General features: G+C 44.4%; 17 protein-coding genes and 1 pseudogene. 9 read left to right on the top strand and 9 right to left on the bottom strand.

Going from position 1 to position 22227, the window contains the following annotated elements:
* Positions 1-520: 520 nt before the first annotated feature.
* Complete coding sequence (locus V7R39_RS12605; protein WP_334031080.1) at positions 521-3043, bottom strand: putative bifunctional diguanylate cyclase/phosphodiesterase; 2523 nt, start codon at positions 3041-3043, stop codon at positions 521-523.
* 238 nt (positions 3044-3281) lie between these two features.
* Positions 3282-4190, bottom strand: a complete 909-nt coding sequence (locus tag V7R39_RS12600; protein ID WP_334031079.1) for a TraB/GumN family protein — start codon at positions 4188-4190, stop codon at positions 3282-3284.
* A 458-nt stretch (positions 4191-4648) separates the two neighbouring features.
* Here V7R39_RS12600 and V7R39_RS12595 point away from each other — a divergent pair, with 458 nt between their 5' ends.
* Entirely contained in the window at positions 4649-5644 is a 996-nt protein-coding gene (locus tag V7R39_RS12595) for an alpha/beta hydrolase (protein WP_334031077.1), read from the top strand.
* A 146-nt stretch (positions 5645-5790) separates the two neighbouring features.
* Here the strand turns inward: V7R39_RS12595 and V7R39_RS12590 are convergent, their stop codons facing one another.
* Entirely contained in the window at positions 5791-6309 is a 519-nt protein-coding gene (locus V7R39_RS12590) for a hypothetical protein (RefSeq protein ID WP_334031075.1), read from the bottom strand.
* A 351-nt stretch (positions 6310-6660) separates the two neighbouring features.
* Between V7R39_RS12590 and V7R39_RS12585 the strand changes: the two genes are divergently transcribed.
* From V7R39_RS12585 to V7R39_RS12570, 4 genes are all read left to right on the top strand, one after another.
* Positions 6661-8340: a carbon starvation CstA family protein gene (locus V7R39_RS12585; protein ID WP_334031072.1), complete on the top strand. Its 1680-nt coding sequence runs from the start codon at positions 6661-6663 to the stop codon at positions 8338-8340.
* Between the two features lie 311 nt (positions 8341-8651).
* A complete protein-coding gene (locus V7R39_RS12580) occupies positions 8652-9881 on the top strand; it encodes an SO_0444 family Cu/Zn efflux transporter (protein WP_334031071.1) in 1230 nt (409 codons plus the stop codon).
* A 112-nt stretch (positions 9882-9993) separates the two neighbouring features.
* Entirely contained in the window at positions 9994-11076 is a 1083-nt protein-coding gene (locus V7R39_RS12575; protein ID WP_334031069.1) for a CNNM domain-containing protein, read from the top strand.
* A gap of 111 nt (positions 11077-11187) precedes the next feature.
* Entirely contained in the window at positions 11188-12387 is a 1200-nt protein-coding gene (locus tag V7R39_RS12570; RefSeq protein WP_334031068.1) for an energy transducer TonB, read from the top strand.
* A gap of 150 nt (positions 12388-12537) precedes the next feature.
* On the opposite strand, the pseudogene V7R39_RS12565 reads toward V7R39_RS12570, so the two are convergent.
* Positions 12538-12792 (bottom strand): annotated as a pseudogene (locus tag V7R39_RS12565) (TonB-dependent receptor plug domain-containing protein); the annotation flags it as partial.
* 291 nt (positions 12793-13083) lie between these two features.
* Between V7R39_RS12565 and V7R39_RS12560 the strand changes: the two are divergent.
* Genes V7R39_RS12560 through trmB form a run of 3 tightly spaced genes read left to right on the top strand, consistent with a single transcriptional unit; the run spans position 13084 to position 15504 of the window.
* A complete protein-coding gene (locus V7R39_RS12560) occupies positions 13084-14016 on the top strand; it encodes an ABC transporter ATP-binding protein (protein WP_334031066.1) in 933 nt (310 codons plus the stop codon).
* 4 nt (positions 14017-14020) lie between these two features.
* Positions 14021-14836 (top strand): ABC transporter permease, encoded by an 816-nt coding sequence (locus V7R39_RS12555; protein ID WP_334031065.1) that lies wholly within the window; start codon positions 14021-14023, stop codon positions 14834-14836.
* Positions 14836-15504, top strand: a complete 669-nt coding sequence (gene trmB, locus V7R39_RS12550) for a tRNA (guanine(46)-N(7))-methyltransferase TrmB (protein WP_334031063.1) — start codon at positions 14836-14838, stop codon at positions 15502-15504. Before V7R39_RS12555 ends, trmB begins: the two co-directional genes overlap by 1 nt.
* A gap of 59 nt (positions 15505-15563) precedes the next feature.
* Here the strand turns inward: trmB and V7R39_RS12545 are convergent, their stop codons facing one another.
* Positions 15564-16307 (bottom strand): EAL domain-containing protein, encoded by a 744-nt coding sequence (locus V7R39_RS12545; RefSeq protein WP_334031061.1) that lies wholly within the window; start codon positions 16305-16307, stop codon positions 15564-15566.
* Positions 16308-16808: 501 nt separating this feature from the next.
* Here V7R39_RS12545 and panP point away from each other — a divergent pair.
* On the top strand, positions 16809-18446 hold the full coding sequence (gene panP, locus V7R39_RS12540; protein WP_334031059.1) for a pyridoxal-dependent aspartate 1-decarboxylase PanP: 1638 nt from the start codon (positions 16809-16811) through the stop codon (positions 18444-18446).
* Positions 18447-18566: 120 nt separating this feature from the next.
* Here panP and panC read toward each other — a convergent pair whose 3' ends face one another.
* The 4 genes from panC to pcnB form a co-directional block, all read right to left on the bottom strand.
* A complete protein-coding gene (gene panC, locus V7R39_RS12535; protein ID WP_334031058.1) occupies positions 18567-19415 on the bottom strand; it encodes a pantoate--beta-alanine ligase in 849 nt (282 codons plus the stop codon).
* A 65-nt stretch (positions 19416-19480) separates the two neighbouring features.
* On the bottom strand, positions 19481-20275 hold the full coding sequence (gene panB / locus V7R39_RS12530; RefSeq protein ID WP_032094969.1) for a 3-methyl-2-oxobutanoate hydroxymethyltransferase: 795 nt from the start codon (positions 20273-20275) through the stop codon (positions 19481-19483).
* A gap of 51 nt (positions 20276-20326) precedes the next feature.
* Positions 20327-20824 carry a 2-amino-4-hydroxy-6-hydroxymethyldihydropteridine diphosphokinase gene (gene folK, locus V7R39_RS12525; RefSeq protein WP_334031056.1) on the bottom strand — a complete coding sequence of 166 codons (498 nt, stop codon included), beginning with the start codon at positions 20822-20824 and terminating at the stop codon, positions 20327-20329.
* Positions 20817-22136: a polynucleotide adenylyltransferase PcnB gene (pcnB, locus tag V7R39_RS12520; RefSeq protein ID WP_334031055.1), complete on the bottom strand. Its 1320-nt coding sequence runs from the start codon at positions 22134-22136 to the stop codon at positions 20817-20819. The genes folK and pcnB overlap by 8 nt, the downstream gene beginning before the upstream one ends.
* Positions 22137-22227 lie beyond the last annotated feature (91 nt).

Raw genomic sequence — 22227 nt, 5'->3', positions numbered from 1 at the left:
CCGTGAAGGTGGTCGTACAGTAGGTGCTGGTGTTGTTGCGAAGATCCTAGACTAATCTAGACTCTGCAAACACTGCACAAAAAAGCGCACCTAGGTGCGCTTTTTTTATGCCTGTGATCTAGAACTTCGGGAATAAAGCCCCGTCAAAAACACGCCGTAAAGCCATCCATGGCGGCTTCACAGCAGCGTCCCTGCTGCTGAGAGTTTTTGACGGGGCTTCACTCCCTCCTTAATCGCTATAGCAAAAGTTGTGAGGGGAGGAAGAAGCACGCCGTAAAGCCATCCCTACTTTTATGTGAGCGCTCCGACACAGCATCCATGCTGTGGAGGGTTTGAAACGGCATATTGATTTCAATTCCTTAGCACTAGGAATAAGCTTGCGGGAGAGAAGGGAGCACGCCGTGAACCCATTCCTTCTTTTGTATCAGCGGCTTCGCAGTAGCATCTCTTGTTTGTAAAAGACTCTTCTCTACGTTTCAAATCCCTTGGCTAAAACAGTGTCAAATAATGCCAGCTGGCATTAGTGCTGAATAAGTTTTGAACAGCGCTCTCTTAACCACACTGAAAAATCTTCTCTGTTTAATGGCTTTGAAAAATAGTAGCCTTGAAAAAATTTGCAACCGTATTCTTGTAATAGTTTGACCTGATCTAAGGTCTCTGTGCCTTCAGCTACATTTGTTAAATCCATAGCTTGGCTTATTGCAATAATAGATTTTACTAGCTCTTTATTTCGCTCATTCTGTAGCCCATCAACGAACGACTTATCTATTTTCAACACATCTAGGGGGAGCTCACTTAAATAAGAAAGCGATGAGTAGCCTGTGCCAAAGTCGTCAAGTGCAACGGATATTTCATGAGCGCGAATTTTCGATAGAGTTTCTATTGCTTTGCCTTTGTCTACAAGCAGGCCAGACTCTGTTAGCTCCAGTTCGATAAGGGACATAGGAACATGGAAACCATTAATTGACGATATCAAATCTTCTATGAACGCTTCATCTTCAAACTGGGACGCAGTAATGTTTATCGAGATAGGAACAACATTTTCACCATTTTTCCTCCATATACTCAAATCGCTAAGTACTGTATTTAAAACCCATTTGCCAAGTGTATGAATAATCCCGCTTCCTTCTGCAACTGGAATAAATTCAGCAGGAGAGACAAACCCTCGTTTTTTACTGAACCATCGTAATAACGCCTCCGCTCCGATCATCTCTCCTTGCCCATTTACCTTGGGTTGATAATAAACCTGTAAACCGTCATCCCCTTCAACCGCATCTGCTAAATCCGACTCGAGTTGTCGAATATGTTCCATTTCCGATTGTAAGGCAGGGTCGAAAAACAAATAGTTTGCTCTACCTTGTTTTTTGGCCTGTAGTAGGGCATGTTCGGCAGACCCTAGTACGTCTAAATCCGACTCTAGCTGAGTAGGAAAAATTACTGCGCCCATTGAGCAATTAACATTTATCTTGCGATTACCAATATTGCATGTTTTTGTGATGATTGCGCTAATCGCCGTCCAGTGAACGTTGGCCAATTTACTAATATCAGTCTTGGTTCTCGTTATAACGGCCGCGAATTCGTCTCCACTGCACCTCGCTATAAATACACCGTCAACAGCGTAACTCCTCAGGCGTTCACCAATAATCTTTATGACCTGGTCACCCACTTCATAGCCATATTTTCGGTTAATTTCGCCAAAATAATCCAAATCAAAAAGTAGTAAAAGAGCTTGTCTCTCTTCGGTAATGGCGGTGTTCTTGGTTTTAGCAACAAAATTGAGTAGTTGAATTCTATTTGGCAACTGTGTCAGGTAGTCAACGTAGGCTGTCGCTTTGAGTTCTTCTTGAAGTAACTCTCTTCTAAATTCGGCACTGATTCGTGTAGCGAAAACATCTGTTACCGTTCGCAGCGTTTTTTCCGATTGTAATGGCATTTTGAAAAGTAAAACGAGTACGCCCACAGTGTAATTGTCAATACCTATAATTGGGTAACCGATATATGCTTCTATTCCTTCTTGTTCAAGCATCTTATCTCCAGGATACTCGGCTGCTACACCAATCCTGTGAACACAAGCGTTAACCGTAAGTACGTTTTCGCACGGACTACCTTTGCGAGCATAAGAAAAGTTGTTAATTCTCACGTTATTTTTACAAGCAACCTTTGTCTTAACATTATGAGAATTGTTTTCGTCAATCATGCCAAAAAGCACGTAGTCTGCTTGTGAAAATTCAGAAAGTAGGGCAATAGACTCTTTGTAGAAGTTATCTACTCCCTGCTCATTCGATATGACAGCCAGTTTTGAAAAAACATTGTGTAGTGACTCATTTGTTAACATCTGACTGTATAATTTATCTGATTTTTTCTGAAAACCTTGACTGATCATTCCTACGACAAACAGTGAAAGAAGTGTCATCGGAGCGCCCGCAACGTAAACTAGCGAAGTGGCTTGGTGGTCTATGAGATACCCGATATAACTCGATGCAATCTGTAAAGTAAGAGTAAAAATTATTGCAGCTGATAAATAGCTTTGTGAAGTTTTATAAAATCGATAAGCGCTAAATGCTAAAAATAGACCAGCTAAAGCATAACAAAAGTGAATATAAGAAAAGTATGCCCCGGCCTCTCCCGTTAAAGTGTAGGCCATATCAGAAAATATGGTTTCATAAGCAACAACCGTGGGTTCGCTACCATACCTTATTGAGTGTTCAGAGAGAATATTCAAACACAACAAGGAAAATGAAAAAAGGGACAATACTACAGTAACGGCTTTGGTGTGTTTGTAACCTGTCCATAGCCCAAAGATAAAAACATAAAGGGGAAAGCAGACAATAATATTCGATGAGTGTAGCGTACTCAATTTAAGGCTCACGTTGATGTCTGGTGTTGTTAATAGTTCAAGACAAAGCCAGTGGTATGAGAACATCAACACATTTAACGCTGCTAAGCCTAAAAAGTGGTATTTTCTTTTACTAATTCCTGACAACATGATTGACATGGCGCAAATGACATTTACGCACATCAAAATGCTATAAAACACAGCCATCTAGCACCTCTACTTTTTCACTAACATTTTTCATAAACAATAATGCGATTTATTGAATACTTGAGAACTAGCGCCGTTCAAATAACATAGCTGTAGTTAGCAGTTGACTATAGCCTTTAAGCACGAGCGCTATCGAATAAGAGTATAGGTTAAAAATAGTGGGCATATTCAACCTTTATTCTATGCACAGATGTTTTGCCTATTTGAGAGGTGAGTTCTCAGTTGTTTTTACGACGCATTATAACTGCTTGATGACGTACCCTCTTTGCTTAAGAAGCTCAAGTACGTTGTCTTCGCCAACGAGATGGCCTGCGCCGACTAGTACAAACTCTTTATCGTCATCGCCAAACATAGCTTCTATTTGAGGGATCCAGTTCATATTGCGTGTGGTAAACACATCGTCATAGGACTCTGGCGCTTCTTGCTTGAAAGTTTGAATAACCAGTGTGTTTAGGGCTTCTGTATCGCCTGCACGCCAGGCTTTTATCGTCTGTTCAAGTTCGCTTTTAAGATCGGGTAACGTCGCCAGAGTTTCGGATATAAAGCGTTCTTCTTCACCATCGCCTAAATTAGCAAGCATGTTAATTTGAAAGTCTAGCGACTCTAAATATTCTCTATCCTTGTTGTCTCGTTTTGCTAATTGAGTGAAGTAGGCGTCTACACCTTCGCCAGCCATTTGCGCCCGTTGTGCTTCCATCGTGACTAACATCGTCGTGACAAAACCCGGTTTAAAACTGGCTAACTGATTTGCACTAGCGCCGAAAGCGGATAAATATTGGTCTAAGGCCTTAAAGGTTTCGTCTGTAAGAGTATCTTTAAGCGTTTCCCCATTCTGGTAGGACAGCTCCATCATCATCTGTTGCTGCGCGGCAACATCGGTTGAGTCAGGTAGCTCGGCCTCAAACACAACGGTGTCGCTTTGCTGATAGATGTCAGTGAATTGTGTGGGTAACGGAAACTCTGATACCGGGAGAATGTGAATAGTGCCACCAATGTAGACGGTATCACCGTTTTTTGTTATTTCCCAAATAGAGGTTCCATGGTTGCCATTAGTGGTATTTTCAGCGCTTTCAGCACTGAGCGCGGTGGTAGATACCAACGCTAGCCCAACCCCTGCAGCCAATTTGCGAAAAATACGTGATTTCATGTCAATTTCCTTATTAGTCGCAATGTATGTCTGTAGATAAGAAATAAATGGCAACGTTATTTGTTATTGGATTTTCGAAGATAGTCATAACCTAAGCGCTTACTAAATAATACTACACTTGCTCTTTTTACCAGAGCACGTTTACGACAGCATATGTATTAGAAAGTGTTTATAAACTTATATTTACTCACTGGTGCGTAACCACTGATGCGTAATTACTGCGTTTTAATAACCGTTGTTTTAACAGACTGACTTAGTCTGTATTCTTCTATAACGTATTCTGTAACAAGCACTCTTTAGTCGAAAACCTTTCATAAATAGCTTTCGCGAATAGCAGCACTTACAGCGCTAATGGACAGAATTCAACTGCTGTGTAGGGTTCTATTTTTGAGTCAAGGCAGCATCGATCGCGCTATGTATTTCAAGATACGAATTTCAAAAATGGGAAAATAAACGCCATGCCTGATAAAACCAATAATTCATGCCTCGGCCTTAGTCGAACCATCGACACTCCTGCAGGCTTAAGTGATGAAATGAAGCAGGCAATGTCGCAGTTTCCTACACCTTCTTTAAATGCCGTTAAAGCTAATTCACCGTCTACCAAATCGCGATGGCTTGAGCAGATACACTTGGTCAACACCCAGCAAAAGAAGAAAGTAAAAGCGATGCGCAAGCAGTTTAAGGTTGCCGTTGAGCTAATAAGCGTTGCGGGAGTGAACATGCGTAAAGTGACGCCTACTGATATTTGCTCGGGTTTTGAAGGTAAAGTGTATATCGACTTCCACGGTGGTGCTTATGTCTTTTTTGGAGGCCTTCCAAGCATTGAGGAAGGCATTTTAATCGCCTGCAGGTTGGGTATTGTGGTGTATTGCGTTGATTACCGTATGCCACCTTCTTCACCGTCTCCTCAAGCATTAGATGATGCGTTTACCACTTATTGCCATTTGAAGGATAGCTATGGTGCTAACAATATTTTTGTTGGAGGCACATCAGCAGGCGGTGGGCTAGCACTGTCACTACTGCAAGAACTTAAGAAGCAAAATATTGAGCTACCAATAGCAGCTTATACTGGTACGCCTTGGGCAGACTTATCCAACTTCAGTGATTCGTTAGTTATCAATGAGGGCGTCGATAGAATACTTGTGAGTTACCAAGGGCTGCTTAAGGCTGCGGCTATGCTATACGCAGGTAAACATTCGCTCACAGAGCCCCGCGTTTCTCCTTTGTATGGTGATTTTACTGGGTTGCCACCCACAATATTGGTGACAGGAACACGGGATTTATTTTTAAGTGACACGGTGCGAGTGAATCGAAAATTAAGGGAGTGCGGTATTCACACTCAGCTAGAGGTGTTTGAAGGGCTCTCTCATGCTGACTATTTAGTGGCGCACAATACTCCGGAATCGGTGACAGTATACAAAGAGATAAAGCAGTTTTTCTTAAACGCTATTTAGGGCGAGTCACTTTTAAATGAAAGGGCGCCTTAGTCATGCAGAGGCGCTCTTTTTATCGATATCGTTGCTTGGTCTCACTATCTATTCCAGGTCTTACTGTTAATTCTAGATCTCAATATCTATTCTAGATAAGTAAAGCCTAATCTTTAAGAGCCAAAAATAACCGTTAATACTGCTACCGCAGCACCTATTCCCGCAATTTTAAGCCCGTTTTTGTACATGGGTAACTTTGGCATAAACATTAAAAACGCCGACACCACAAAAAATAGCAAGCTTACGCCAAACGCGATGTTTAAGTAGAACAAAGGACTGTTGTTAGTCGCCTTGTGCAGCTTTACCATTTTAGCTAACACAATAGGGTAGTCTTTTCGTGTTAGTGTAGCGGTGCCCGATGCCTTATCGTATTCACCTACATTAAGCGTGATAGTGTCGTTGTCTTCAGCAGTAACTTTTAAGCCTCTTACTTTAATAGCAGAACTCACATCTTCTGCCGTTAGGTTTGCACTGAGCTGTCGAGTTTGCACCTGCTCATATTTTAAAAAGTCAGTGGGCCTGAAAATGAGCAAGACGCCGCTCAATGCATAAATTGCCATGATCCCAGATAAGAAGAAGCCCAACCATCGGTGGTACTTACGAAACGCCATGTGAAGTTTTAAAGATGCCATTGCATTTACTTTATGTGTGAAATTTCATTAATGAGACGCGTTATAAACGAGAATGATTCTTTTTTAAAGTATTAGACTGTCAATTACACGTAAATAAAGACGAATTGATGAGCCTGTAGCAAATTCTGTTCAACCTCAGTTAAGAGGGCTAAGCCTTATCTTTGATTGTTTCGACTGTTAGTGCATTGGTATGACTTGTTTGAATCGGCTTTTAGAAAGCTAGACTTTGGTCTAATATCGCCTCGCATTGTGTGTGAAAAATGCTTTAATTGCGGGTTATTAGGTTTTACACACAAATAAAAAAACAGAGCGTACATACGTGCCTGGCCAAAACGACAGTGGGAAAACTTTATGCAGTCTATAGCTATAGTAATACTTGGGATCATCGGAATGCTTTTCGGGTGGTTTGTGTATTCAAAATTTATCGCTAATCGCATTTTCAAGTTAGACGATAATTTTGTCACGCCCGCTCACACCGAGCAGGACGGAAAAGATTTCGTGCCTACCAATAAAGTCGTGCTCTGGGGGCACCATTTTACGTCAGTTGCTGGTGCGGCTCCCATTGTAGGGCCTGCAATCGCAGTGTACTGGGGATGGGTACCCGCTGTGCTTTGGGTGGTATTTGGTACAGTTTTGTTCGCTGGTGTTCACGATATGGGAGCACTGTGGGCCAGTGCTCGGCACAAAGGAAAGTCAATGGGAGCATTGTCTGAAAGCGTTATCGGTAAGCGCTCTCGCTCGTTGTTCATGATTGTTATTTTCCTCGTTCTTCTCATGGTGAATGCAGTATTTGGTGTGGTGATTGCGAATTCGTTTGTGTCCCAGCCTACGGCTGTTTTTCCTGCGTGGATGGCAATAGCGGTTGCCTTGATTATTGGTCAGCTTTTAAAACGCAATTTTGCGCTAATACCACTGTGTCTTGTGGGTATTGTCGTGCTTTATGCCTCTGTGTATGCGGGAAGTTATATTCCAATCAGCTTACCGGAGACCATGTTTGGTTTAGCAGATAAAGCGAACTGGATTATCATCTTATTTGTTTATGCTGCTATTGCTTCATTGCTACCTGTATGGATGCTGCTTCAGCCGCGGGACTTTATCAACGGTATGCAGTTATTAGTGGGTCTGTTTTTACTCTATGGCGCTGTATTTTTCGCCATGCCTGACATCACAGCGCCTGCGTTTAATATGCAAACAGCCGTTGATACACCCAGTCTTATTCCTCTTCTTTTTGTCACCATTGCCTGTGGCGCGGTGTCGGGTTTCCACGGTATTGTCGCCTCGGGGACGAGTTCAAAGCAGCTTGATAAAGAAACCGATGCACGTTTTGTTGGTTACTTAGGTGCGGTTGGTGAGGGCTCGCTAGCTCTAATTACTATTGTTGCAGTGAGCGGCGTTGCATTTGCTGCCTCTCCTGAAGAATGGCACGAAGTGTACAGTCATTTAGGCGCGGGTAGTGTGGGCGCGTTCATAACAGGTGGAGCTAACTTAATACAACAAGGTTGGGGTTTGCCTGTTGATTTTTCTTCTACCATTTTAGCCGTGATGGTTGTACTTTTCGCGGGCACAACCATGGACTCTGGTGTGCGACTTCAGCGTTATATAATTCAAGAGTGGGGAGATATCTATTCAATCGATGCGCTGAGAAACGGTGTCGTAGCTACATTGCTTGCGGTGGGATGCTGTTTATTGCTCGCCTTTGGTGCGGGCGGTGCATCTGGCAGCGGTGGAATGATCATTTGGCCGCTATTCGGCTCAACAAATCAAATACTGGCCAGTCTTACACTGTTAGTAATATCAGTCATGCTTATCAAGCTTGGCAGGCCAGCGAAGTACACACTTATTCCTATGGTGTTTGTGTTAATCATGGCCTTTTTTGCCGGGCTTATTAAATTAAAAGAGTATTACCTGGCAGAGAATTATCTATTGGTATTTCTCGACGCGGTAGTGCTGATTGTTTCTGTATTGGTCATGTTAGAAGCGTTTTCAGTGGTTTCAAAGCTTAAGAAAGACAGTAAGCGCGACACACAGTAACTCCCGTTACTTGTTCATGGTTGACCTCACGCTTTTGCTTCTAGCGAAGTACATCGGGTAGAGCACGTCAACATTTGGCCTACACATTTGTGTAGGCCTTTTTTATTTTCACGCCCAAGCTTGATAGGACCCAGCCCAATAGGAACTAGCCCAACACGCTCTCGATTAACGCGGCTTCAATTTACACGTCCTAGTAGCTCGAATTACCTGTGCTCGTTTTCTGAATAGGTCATTTTCTGGTATACTTGAGATATATACACTAAAGCACCGCTTTGTGTTTTTACGCTTTATTTCGCTCTATTTGAGGAAGCATGTCAGACATCATTCTGCTCGGCCAAAATTTTTTAGCGCTATTCATGGAATCTGCGCTATGGTTACTCTTGGGCCTCTTTGTGGCCGGAGTGATGCATGAATTGGTGCCAGTGTCTTTTCTCGAGCGTCACATGGGAAGTAACTCGATAGGGTCAATTAGTAAGGCTGCAGTAATTGGTGCCCCCTTACCTCTATGCTCTTGCGGCGTTATTCCCGCGGCGTTGGGTCTTAGGCGCAGCGGTGCCTCAAAATCCTCAACTATTTCATTTCTTGTTTCCACGCCTGAAACCGGGGTAGATAGTGTATCGGTATCGTACGCGTTACTTGGCCCATTATTCGCCATAACCAGACCAATTGCTGCTGTGGCGAGCGCCATATATGCTGGCATTATGGTTAAAGTGTTCGGCGACTCAGACAGCAAAGTGAATAAAACAGGCGAACCCGTGAGTTCGTGTTGTGAAAGCGAAACAACAAAGCCGGTTGAGAGTAGCTCATGCTGCAGTACTAGAGCTGAAGTCGCCCAGCCCCTGTCATGCTGTACTAGTTCACAGCATGAAAGCGGTAGCCATAGCATGAACGCCAACAGTACTAGTGCCGAGCACACTGACCACTCTTTAAACGCTTTCTCAAGTTTATCTAATGCCGCAGCGTCTGCTGCTCGCGTGGCTCGTTATGCCAGCGGAAAGCTGCTTGAAGATATAGTGGTGTGGTTGTTGATAGGTTTAGCACTGGCTGCTGCAATTAAAACTTGGGTGCCCACCGACTTTTTAACGCAATGGGGTGACGGCCTTGTTGCTATGTTGGTAATGGCATTTATTGGTATTCCGATGTATATCTGCGCAACGGCCTCAACGCCCTTAGCCGTTGGTTTCTTAGCAGCAGGGTTATCGCCTGGTGCTATCTTAGTGTTTCTTATGGCAGGGCCTGCAACGAACATATCTACTATGGGTATGATTAAGCAGGAAATGGGGTTGAAGACCCTTGCGCTGTATTTGTTTAGCGTGGTGTCGGCAAGTATTGCATTTGGCTATTTGCTTAACTACCTTGTGTCGGCGATGTCGCTACAAGGGCTAATTCAAACGCAATCGACGCTGCATGAGCACGGCGGTGGAGTTCAAGTCGCTTATGCGTTAAGCGCTATTATACTCGGTGCTTTGATGCTGCGCATTGGCATCAATAAACTTATGCAGTATCGTCACACTCAAACGCCATCATCATGTTGTCATTAAATACAAATAATCTATCAGTGCGCTTGTAACGCCTGCGATGTCCCTCATAATGTAATGCTGCGATAAAAGAATAATAACTCGCAGCTTTATCTAATCCTTATGGAAACCCTACATGCTTTTACTTATTGTGTACGTGTTTATTGCACTTGGTTTTTCGTTTCTGTGTTCAATTGCAGAAGCGGTGATCTTGAGTGTGTCTTCTGCTTATATTTCCGTACTGGAAAAAGAAAACGCGCCAAGTGGAAGGCTGCTGCGTAAACAGACCGACAATATCAACACGCCGTTGTCAGCAATTCTTACGCTAAATACTATTGCCCATACCATGGGGGCTGCCGGTGCCGGAGCGCAAGCTGCATCTGTATTTGGCGAGGCTTATATAGGTGTAATTTCTGCCGTATTAACCTTACTCATTCTCGTGTTTTCTGAAATCATTCCAAAGACAGTAGGAGCAACCTACTGGCGAGCACTCGCCCCCGCTACGGCATACTTCTTAAAATACCTCGCCCTTATTTTAATGCCCTTTGTAAAAATGTCTGAGTTGCTCACCCGCGGATTTAAAGAAGACAGCCCGTTAAGAGGGTTAAGCCGCAGTGAACTTCACGCTATGGCAGAGCTATCAGGACAGGAAGGGCAACTGGCAAACCACGAAGCCTCGTTTTTACAAAGTCTGCTCAGCCTTCACGAGCTTAAGGTGAAAGACGCAATAACCCATAGAACGGCGTTATTCTCTGTTTCCGAATCGATGACGGTAGAAGCTTTTTTCCACAAGCATTCTAATATCGAGTTCTCGCGTATTCCCGTGTATGAAGATAACGATTCTGAAAACATAACCGGCTACGTGATGCGCTCAGACTTGTTAGTTGCACAAGCTAGAGGTAACACCGATAAACCTCTGTCTGAATACGCTAAGAATTTAATTACCATTTTGAATATTATGCCCTTATCGGTGACGTTTGAGCACTTCATCGACAAACACGTGCATATGTTGCTGGTGGTTGACGAGTATGGTGGTTTAGAAGGGGTTATTACCCTTGAAGATTTGCTAGAGCGTTTACTCGGTGTGGATATCGTCGATGAAAAAGACACAACGGTAAGTATGCGACGCTTGGCCAAAATGATGACGCGACGAAAAGAAAAAATGATGATTAAAAATGTGCCAGATGCGTCCCTTGAAAAACAGAATAGTAAGCGCTAAGGTTGAAAAAACTGTATTGCCGAAACACGAACTAGGCTGCAATTAATAGTTGTAATGGATGGCTTGAGTAATGGCACTTATAAATAGCCCTCTTCAATTAAGGATGATTAGATGAACGTTCATTTTCTTCGCTCAGTAAACCCTGTAGCTGCTTCAGGCTATGCTAATAAAGTTATTTCTCGCCGTTTATTACCTTCACTGGCTGTAGCCGGTACGCTTTTCATATGCCCAGCCGTTTTACATGCTCAAGAGCTTTCCTTACCTTGTGATGAGAAAGAAGCACAGGTATTGGCAGAAAAGCGAGATAACGAAGTTAAGAGAATTACTGCTTTTCAGCCTGCGAAACCCAAAAAACGTATCGATCCCCGTTATCCGATTTCTGCTGCCAGAAGAGGTCAAGAGGGTTGGGTTAAAATGAGTTACGTTATTGATGAAGAAGGTAATGTGCAAGATGCGGTGGTAGACGACTTTGGCGGGCATAGAGACTTTAAACGAAAAGCATTACATGCGTTGAAGCAATGGAAGTATGAGCCGGCTATGAAAAACGGCCAACCTACTCAGCAGTGCCAGCAAGCAGTACAATTCGACTTTATGTTAGATGGCAAATCCGGTGCCTCTCGTCAATTCATTGCAAAATATCGAGACATTGATGAAATGTTTCAAAACGGCGAAGTTGAAAAAGCAGAGGTGCTTCTCACGGAATTACGAGAAGAAAACACGCTGAATCATTATGAAAACGCATGGGCCGCTAATATGGATGCAACCATAGCCAGTCATCTCAAAGACTGGCGCAGAGAGCTTTCAAGCCTAAAGCGGGTAAAAGCCAGTAATGGAAGTGCATTTGGTAAAAATAGCGTGTTTAGCGAAGACCACATAGCCTATACCTTGCAGCGTAGCGTTTTACTTTCTGCTGAATTAGGCTATTACGCCGATGCACTGCGTATATTCGAAGACTTAACGTCTTTTGAAGAGCAGCAAGAGCGTATACAAGCCACACAGCCAATTATTGAAACGATAAAAGAGCAAATTGCATCAAATAAGCACATAAGTATTGATATGGAAATAGATGACAGAGAGCTTCTCTTTCATACCCTAGTGAGAAATCAGTTTGCTTTTGACAGCATAAAAGGCGATTTGGATTCGGTTGAAGTGCGTTGTCAGTCGCATCGCGAAAAGTTTACGGTTGCTGAAGACCACATCTGGACAATACCCGAAAGCTGGGGCGAATGTAGGGTAATGGTCAAAGGTGACGAAGGTACTTCCTTCGAGTTAATCGAAGTAGCGACTACAGAAGTGGCTAGTCTTAACTAGCCACTTGATGAAAAAACCTTGATAAAAGTTCCTTGTTTAACTTCCCATAACAAAAGCTATACGGCGGAAAATTGTCTAATGAGGTTGTGATTAAAGTGGTGCAGTTGATCAAGCTGCTCCCGATTTGCGCTTTCGCTAGCAATAAGTGACTGTATAGCGTGGCCCTTTTGTTATTTCAACACGCTCAGTAGCAAAGCTTTCGCGAGTTGTCATAACCGGGTCGCGCAATCCATCAACAAACACGTCGCTTCGTGCTTCATGACCGCGAATGATGTAGCGATCGCCAAAGGCATTACCATTTTCGCCAGTACCGAGGGTTACACCAGCCTGGGCAGAGAGGATATCTGCCAGATCTGTTTTACCACTTTCCTGAATTTGGTCTTGAGTAAGAACACTGATAGTTTGCGCGCCCATGGTGAGTGTTGTGTTTTTCATTATGCATCCCTGTGTGTTGCTGAGGGTTCTCGATAAATAACCGCTGCGCTTTCTCAAAGCTTTCAGCGATAGCTTGGGCAGTGAATAAACGTAAAAAAACAGAGCTAAGTCGCGCACGAGTTAAATTTTTACATAAGATTGCGGTACACTACGGGCACAAGCGCAAAGAGCGTAAAGCGTGTACACGTGCAATTCGCACTCACCGCACAATTCAATCTCTCCTTAGCGAGTTAGCTGTAACACTCACAACATGGGTATTTCATGAAAGCGTTGGACATTAAAGGGTTAACAAAAACCTACAAAGGTGGCGTAAAGGCGTTGAAAGGCGTGGACCTCAGCGTGCAAGAGGGCGATTTTTTTGCGTTGCTTGGACCTAACGGAGCCGGTAAATCCACCACGATTGGTATTATTAGTTCATTGGTTAATCAAACGAGTGGAACGGTCTCCGTGTTTGGGTATGACCTCACAACACAAAAAGAACAGGCTAAAGCGTGCATCGGTTTAGTGCCTCAGGAATTCAATTTCAATCAGTTTGAAACCGTGCTTCAAATTGTACTCAATCAAGCTGGATACTACGGCGTACCGCGCAGTATCGCCAAAGAGCGAGCGAAGAAATATCTCGCTAAGCTTGATCTGTGGGAAAAGCGCGACGCCAGTGCTCGTGAACTCTCTGGTGGTATGAAGCGCAGATTAATGATCGCAAGAGCGCTAATGCATGAGCCAAAGCTATTGATTCTTGATGAGCCTACGGCCGGTGTGGATATTGAGATTCGCAGGGCAATGTGGCTGTTCCTCGAGGAAATCAATCGCGCAGGTATTACCATCATTCTTACTACGCATTATCTAGAAGAAGCAGAAATGCTATGCCGCAATATCGCTATTATCAATAAAGGCATCATTGTTGAGAACACGAGCATGAAAGCCTTGCTTTCGAAGCTTAATGTGGAAACGTTTGTGCTCGATGTAGAGCTGCAAGAGCAAAGTAATATGGACGCACTCACATTACATGGTGTTGACCATCGATGGGGAGACAACCATACGCTAGAGGTTGATGTAGAGAAGGCCGAAGGTCTCAACCCAGTATTCACTCAATTGAGTGAGCAGGGTGTTCAAGTGATGAGTATGCGCAATAAATCAAATCGGTTAGAAGAATTGTTTGTTCGCTTAGTCGAGTCAGCTAAGCAGGCGGAGTGAAGTAATGAGTGATGAAACAACACACATGAGTGAAGAGAAAAAAGTTAGTTGGGTAAAACAAAACTACGTTGCGTTAACCACAATTTGGATAAAAGAGTGTACCCGATTTTTGCGTATTTGGGTGCAAACCCTTGTTCCACCAGCCATCACTATGAGCCTGTATTTTGTTATTTTTGGTAGCCTTATCGGTAATCGTATTGGTCAAATGGGGGGCTTTAGCTATATGGAGTTTATTGTGCCTGGCTTAATCATGATGTCAGTGATCACAAGCTCCTATTCCAATGTGTCTTCTTCGTTTTTTAGCGCTAAATTTCAGCGCAACATTGAAGAGCTATTAGTATCGCCTGTACCAACGTCAGTTATCATTCTAGGCTATGTAGGGGGTGGTGTAGCACGTGCTATTTTAATTGGTATTATGGTTACCCTAGTATCGCTATTTTTTGTTGATGTGAAAATTTATAGCTTAGGCATTATTGCCCTTACGGTACTGCTTACCTCTACCTTGTTTGCGACGGCAGGCCTTATTAATGGAGTCTTTGCAAAGACCTTTGACGACATCAGCGTTGTTCCTACGTTTGTACTTACTCCATTAACGTATTTAGGCGGCGTATTTTATTCTCTTTCACTGCTGCCTGAATTTTGGCAGTGGGTAAGTAAAGCTAACCCGGTTGTGTATATGGTAAATGGATTCCGCTATGGTTTCTTAGGGGTATCTGACGTAAACATCACCCTGGCGCTCAGTTTGCTGGTGGGGTTCAACGTGTTGTTATTTAGCGTTGCTTATTACTTATTGAAAACCGGTAAAGGAATTCGTAGTTAATGTCAGACGGCAACTCTCGGTCTATTACGACAAATCAAGTGGGTGTGCACGACAAGCTGGATGAATTGGTTTTAAAGTATCAGTCGTCGGTTAACAAGCGTCCGGTTGGCGAGCATACCCAAGCGGCCTTCGATGAGGTGTCTCAGTGGCTCGGCGGGTTTACTGGCCCTGTTATTTTGGACTCTTGCTGCGGTGTAGGGGAAAGCACGGCGACTATCGCTAAGGCCCACCCTGAGGCGCAGGTGATTGGCGTAGATAAGTCGGCCCAGAGAGTCGAAAAACACAGCCATTATCAAATTGATCAAGATAATTACTGTGTTATTCGCGCCGATGTAAACGATTTTTGGCGGTTAGTTCGTCAGTCCAATTGGCAGGTAGTAAAGCATTACCTCTTGTATCCCAACCCTTACCCAAAGAAGACCCAGGTACAAAAACGATGGCACGGTAGTGCGGCAATGGTGGATTTAATGGCCATTACCACCAACATTGAAGTGCGCAGCAACTGGTTAATTTATCTTATGGAATTTGCTCAAGCGGCAAAGCATTACGGCACCATTAGTGATCTCAGTGAGGTAAAAGGAGCAAATGCGATGACGCCCTTTGAGCGAAAGTATAGCGGCAGCGGGCAAACGTGCTGGAAGCTCAATTGTCGAAGCGAAGAAAGTTAACGAGTTAAATGTTGTTGCTACCGCGCTGGCTATTCTTGCTAGCGGGAATTTAAACCTAACTAATGCTGCTGGAGACTTGCTCGAACATTGTGCTGCACGTCGGCAACGGGCGGACTAAACACATAGCCTTGTGCATATTTAATGGGAAGGCGTTTAACATCGTTTAACAGCTGTTCGTTTTCAATGTGCTCTGCAATAACTGCAATGTGCTGGTGTTCACATAAGGCCAGCACATAGTCGACGTATTCTTTCACCGCGTCTTGTTGCTGATAATGTTTAATCAGCCCGCCCGCAATTTTTATTCCTCGTACTGGTAGGTTCATTAAAGCCCGAATGTTCCCCGGACAAGAGCCTACGTTATCAATAAATACACCCAATCCTGTGTGCATTCCTTTATCGATAAACGACCGAAGTTGCGCCCGATTAGCTAGCGCCGTAGCTGCACTTACTTCAATGCTCGCTCTTTCAGGATTGGGATAATCAGCAAGTTGCGCAATGAGAGAGTTGATAAGCCCGTCGTTATTCAAGTCGTTGGCAGAAATATTGATGTTCCACGGAATATTCACATTGTGGAAGTAGCTGGCGCTTTGCAAAAACATACTGGCGGCTAAGGTTTTTACATGCTGTTCCCGTTCTATTAAATAGAGAAACTCGCTAGGTAAAAACGTTTTGTCGTTTTGGGTTATTAAACGGGCAAGACACTCGTATCGCCATACGCCCTGACTGTCTAAGTCTACGATAGGCTGAAAATACGGAACAATGTCGTCGATTGAAAAATCTTCAGATATTTCGCGTATTGGCATAAACAAGTTTCCCCGTTTTTTCGTATTCATACATTATTAAAATATAGCAGTAAATCTGACATATGCTCCCACTTTGTGGATGGTGGTAGGTTGATGGGTATGGCATAAGCACAAATGCCGCTGGTAACCACTTGGCGAAAATTGTAATCTGATGTAAAGTGCGTGCCCCTGAAAGTAATGTGGGCGTAATCTGAAAGTCACATAAAAGTTTTCAGGGTTGGCAACCATTAGGCTATTTCAAAGCGATTGGTCAAAGCGAATGACCAAAGCGAATGCGCTGCTCAAACTACTGTGTATTCGATACGAAGCATTTGATGCGAAATGTTCGACACAAAGTCATCGGCGCTTGGCATGAAGCGCTCGGAAAATAAAGCAGGCAGCAGTGCTCAAATAAAAAGAGTTAGGTCGGTATCTTATAACACCACCTATGACTTTCGTTTTATGCAAAATTTGCCAGAAGCGAAACAATAACGTATAGGTTTGATGTAAGGGGTGTGTTTAGTGGGTGAAGCGCAAGTTAGTTTAGAGCACTTGTTTAGGGTCTTTACCAAGCCTGAACACAAAGACTCAAAGCTCGCTCAAATTGAGCAGCATTTATCAGACAATATCTTAGACTTTTTGTCGCAACACGTTGTGACCAAAAAGACTTCGTTAGAAGAAGTTGAAAAAGACTTTTCAGATTCTAAAGTACCAGAGTCTCCCGAATTTGTTTCAACTCACGCAGAAAGCTTACTTGATAAGCTTGTGGCGCACTCTGTTAATACCTATTCCCCCACGTTTATCGGGCACATGACCTCCGCATTGCCCTATTTTCACTTGCCACTTTCAAAGCTCATGGTGGGGCTAAACCAGAATTTGGTTAAAATTGAGACCTCTAAAGCATTCACTCCTCTTGAGCGCCAAGTTATCGGCATGATGCATAACTTGGTATACGACCAGCCTGAAGCCTTTTACGACGCTCACCTTCACAGTGCAGCACACTCACTTGGTGCATTCTGCTCTGGCGGAACCATCGCTAATATTACGGCACTCTGGGTGGCAAGAAACAAGTTGTTAGGCCCGCAAAAAGGTTTTGCAGGCGTTGCTAGAGCAGGATTGGCAGCGGCATACCGTTTTCACGACATCAACAACATGGGCATTATTTGCAGCAAGCGCGGGCACTATTCGTTGTCGAAGGCTGTTGATGTTTTAGGCATTGGTCGAGAGCAGCTTATTACTTTACCTGCGCCTCAACAAACACTCGACCCTGAGAAAGCTTTACGCGCTGGTCAGCGTTATCAAGAAGAGGGCAATAAGTTGCTCGCTATTGTTGGCGTTGGCGGTACCACCGAGACAGGACATGTTGACCCACTCGATGAATTAGCCGATGTTGCCAAAGAGTTAGGCTGCTGGTTTCATGTTGATGCAGCATGGGGCGGAGCTACGTTATTTTCGCCTCGCTATCGCGACCGCTTAAAAGGCATTGAGCGTGCAGACTCAGTGACAATAGACGCCCATAAACAAATGTATGTGCCCATGGGCGCTGGCATGGCGCTATTTAAAAACCCTGAAGATGCCAATGCGGTTAGACACCACGCGCAGTACATATTGCGTGCTGGTTCAAAAGATTTAGGCGCCACTACCCTTGAGGGTTCTCGCAACGGTATGGCCATGATGGTCTATTCGGCGCTGCATATTTTTGGTCGTAAGGGTTACGAGCTATTGATAGACAGCAGTATTGATAAAGCCCATGATTTTGCGGGTATGATCAGTAAGGCGCAAGATTTTGAATTAACGACGAGTCCAACGCTATCACTGCTTACCTATCGGGTTTGCCCAGTAGAAGTTCAGCAAGCGCTTAAAACCGCCTCCCCAGCCATGCGAAAAGCCATTAATCAGAAGATTGATGCGTTAGTAGTTGCTGTTCAAAAGCAACAGCGTGAAGCGGGTAAGTCGTTTGTGTCTCGAACGCGTCTCGAAGCGCCAGATTATCCTACGCAGTGCATTACCGTATTTAGAGTTGTACTGGCAAATCCTTTGACTAGTCACAACGATTTAGCCGCTATTTTAGCGGAACAGCATATCATTGCGAAGGGAACGAAAGCGTGGGCATCGCTTATTGAATTTGTTCAAAACAACGACGTGCAAAGTATTGCCTAGTAAGCGCTGATAACAGCAATTTTATCAGCCCCTTTCCCCATGATTTAACGGCTAATAAGCCTGCCACGCATTTTGATGTACCCTCACTGACTCTTTAAGGGCAACTGCTAGCAGTTGCCCTTATAAAGCAACCTGCAAATTATCAATCAATCGAGTAGTTCCCATAAACAGCGCCACCACGATAACAAGGTGCTTATCGCCAGCGACAGGGCGTTGCAACGTATCAGCATTAACAATGCTGACATAATCGTTTTTGAAACCCTTAGCTTCAAGATTACTCACAATTGAATCGGCAATATCGCTAAATTGAGTGTTGCCTTGCTCAATTAGCGCTTTTGCTCGTGTCATTTCTTGGTAGATAAAGCTAGCGGTTGCCTTTTGCTCTTGGCTTAAATAACCATTGCGAGAGCTCATGGCAAGTCCGGATGCTTCGCGCTGCGTAGCTACGCCGTGCACGTTAACCGACATGGAAAGGTCACGTACCATAGTACGAATAACTTGAAGCTGCTGAAAATCCTTTTCACCGAAAAAGGCATCGTCAGGCTGCACCATATTAAATAGCTTACTGACCACGGTGGCTACACCGCGAAAATGGCCGGGGCGGCTTGCGCCACACAGCACGTCTGATATTCCGGGCACTTCCACATACGTTTGTACTTTTAGGCCGCACGGATACATATCGCTCACGCTGGGTAAAAACACGGCATCAACGCCGTCTTTAACCAGCTTAGCTTTGTCTTCTTCTATGGTTCTTGGGTAGGCATCGAGGTCTTCATTTTCGCCAAACTGCATAGGATTTACAAAGATACTCACAATAACAACATCGTTATGTGATTTAGCGCGCTTCACCAATTGAAGGTGTCCATCGTGAAGGTTTCCCATGGTGGGAACAAAACCAACCGAGCGGCCCGTGCGTTTGCAATCGCTGACTACTTCGCGAAGCGATGCAATATCACTAATCACCTTCATAAAAACCTCATTGTTTAAGCTGTGTTATTTGAGCCTGACTCTCAAAACTGTATCAATCTAGCGTGCTATTCGAAACTATGTTCAGTAGAGGGAAACTTGCCACGCTCAACGTCGTCGATATACTGCGCCACGGCTTTACGCATGTCCCCAGTCTCAACGAGGTAATTCTTAGAGAACTTAGGCATGTAGTTTGCGCTAATGCCGAACATATCGTGCATAACTAAAATTTGCCCGTCGGTGTCTTTACCAGCGCCAATACCGATGACAGGTATAGTGAGGGTCTCACTAATTAGCTTACCGAGCGACGAGGGAACGCATTCAAGCACCAGTAACTGTATACCAGCGGCTTCTAGAGCTTTCGCCTCTTGAACAAGCTTTTGTGCTTGCTCATCGCCGCGACCTTGTACTTTAAAGCCACCGAATACATGTACAGACTGTGGTGTTAAGCCTAAATGACCACACACAGGCACACCTCGAAGGTTAAGCCCCGCAATAGTGTCACACAGCCAGCTTCCGCCTTCCATCTTAACCATGCTTGCGCCAGCTGCCATAAGAGTTGCCGCATTGCCGTAGGTTTGCTCAGCCGTGGCGTAAGACATAAACGGCATGTCAGCAATTACAAAAGCACGTTGAGTACCTTTTCGAACGCTTTTGGTGTGATAGGCAATATCGTCTATTGTCACTGGGAGAGTGTCATCTTCGCCTTGTAAAACCATGCCCAGTGAATCGCCAATTAACAACGCATCAATGCCTTGCTCATCAAACATTTTGGCAAAGCTGGCATCGTAAGCGGTTAAAGAGGTAATCTTTTCACCGGCTTGCTTTTTTTTGAGCAGGCCAGAAACAGTAACTTTCTTCATAACAAGGTCCAGATGTGTTTTATCAAGAGGGGAACTATACGGATTTCGCTGTTAATTGGAAGCGCGCAGGCGTCTGAGGCCGTCTAGCGAACAGTTAGCTACCCAGTTTGCAATGGGCTTTCCGTCTTTCATCACCATGGTAGGGGCAATTTCAAATAGCGGCACCATTACAAATTCTCTTTCGGCCATTCCATAGTGTGGAATAATTAAGTCAGCGGTATCGATATGCTCACTGCCGTAAAGCAAAATATCTAAATCGAGGGTACGAGGGCCCCATCGATCGCCTTTGCGCTCTCTACCACATTCAAGCTCTATGCTCTGCAATTGCTTTAATAGGCTGTGAGGTTTCAGGGTGGTTTCTATCAGGCACACGGCATTAATGTAATCGGGCTGATCTTGGGGGCCCATTGGCTTACTGGCATACAGCGATGAGGTTTTCAGTAAACGAGTGCCTTCAAGATTTCCGATAGCCTCAAACGCATCTGCAGCTTGCTGCTCGCTATCGCCTAAGTTACTTCCTATACCAATATACACATGCTCTTTAAGCATCAGAATCTCTCTTAACCGGACGGCGCTTGCGTTTGCGCGGTGCACCCTTACCTGCGCTATCAGTTCTTTTCAGGGCGTTAAGCATACCTTTTTGCTTACCACTTTCAGCATGCTGGAAGTGTGTCCACCACTGCGCAAGCTCTAACAAATCGCCACCCTCGGTTTGACCTCTTGCGAGTAAGAAATCATAGCCGGCTCTAAACTTAGGGTGAGTAAGTAACTGAAAAGCGCGGCGACCAAAGCGTTTAGGAAGACGTTGCTGTAAGATCCAAATGTCTCGCATCACAGTGGAAAAACGTTTGGGGATCATGATGCGCTGGGTTTGCTTAGCAATGACTTCACTTGAAGCAATATTAAAAGCGTCATGAGCATTTAACCCAGATTCCAACTGCAGGCGTTGTGATTGCTCTTCAACGGGGTACCATAATAATGCGGCATACAAGAACGCGGGGGTCACCCGTTGCTCGTTGTTAATTCTTTCATCGGTATTGGCAAGCACGTGACGTACAAACTGCATTTCTTTGCTGTTTTCATCTTTCAAAAAAGGCGCTAATTGAGGGAATAGTTGGTCGATAAGACCGTATTCGCGCATCATTAGAAACGTTTCCTCGCCCTTACCGGATAAAAACAATTTCAGCGTTTCTTCAAAGAGGCGAGCAGGTGGAATATTCTGAAGCAAGCTCGCCAAATTTTTAATAGGCGTAGCCGTCGATGTTTCAATGCGCATAGACAGCTTAACGGCAAAGCGAACGGCACGAAGCATACGAACAGGGTCCTCGCGATAGCGAGTTTCTGGATCGCCCATTAACGCCACTTCACGTTTTTCAATGGCAGCCAGACCGTTGGCAAAGTCTTTTACCGTAAAATCAGCCACGCTGTAATACATGGCGTTAAAGGTGAAATCTCGGCGCTCTGCATCTTCTTCAATTGACCCAAACACGTTATCTCTAACAAGCTGGCCTTGCGCGTCTTGTGAGCCTGTGGCTTTATTTTGTGGAACGGCTTGGCTCTCATCCGTTTCTTGATGGTGGCCACGGAAGGTCGCTACTTCAATAATTTCTCTGCCGAACACAATATGGGCAAGGCGAAACCGGCGGCCTATTAAGCGGCAGTTCCGAAACAGCCCTTTTATCTGTTCAGGTGTAGCATTGGTAACCACATCAAAGTCTTTTGGTTCGTACCCCATCAAAATGTCGCGAACACAGCCCCCGACTAAATAAGACTCGAAGCCTGCTCCGTTAAGGCGATACATGACTTTTAACGCATTAGCACTGATATCTTCACGAGAAATACCATGCTCACCTCGAGTCATTACTCGGGGTTGTAATGCTTTGTCAGACGAACCTTCTTTTGAGAATGCACGCTTAACAGATTTGAAAACACGATGAATGATGGTGGTAACT

This window comes from Alteromonas sp. P256, assembly GCF_036864455.1.
Taxonomy (GTDB): domain Bacteria; phylum Pseudomonadota; class Gammaproteobacteria; order Enterobacterales; family Alteromonadaceae; genus Alteromonas.
Note: the sequence above shows the minus strand (reverse complement) of the source record. Positions and strands in the feature narration are given on the sequence as shown.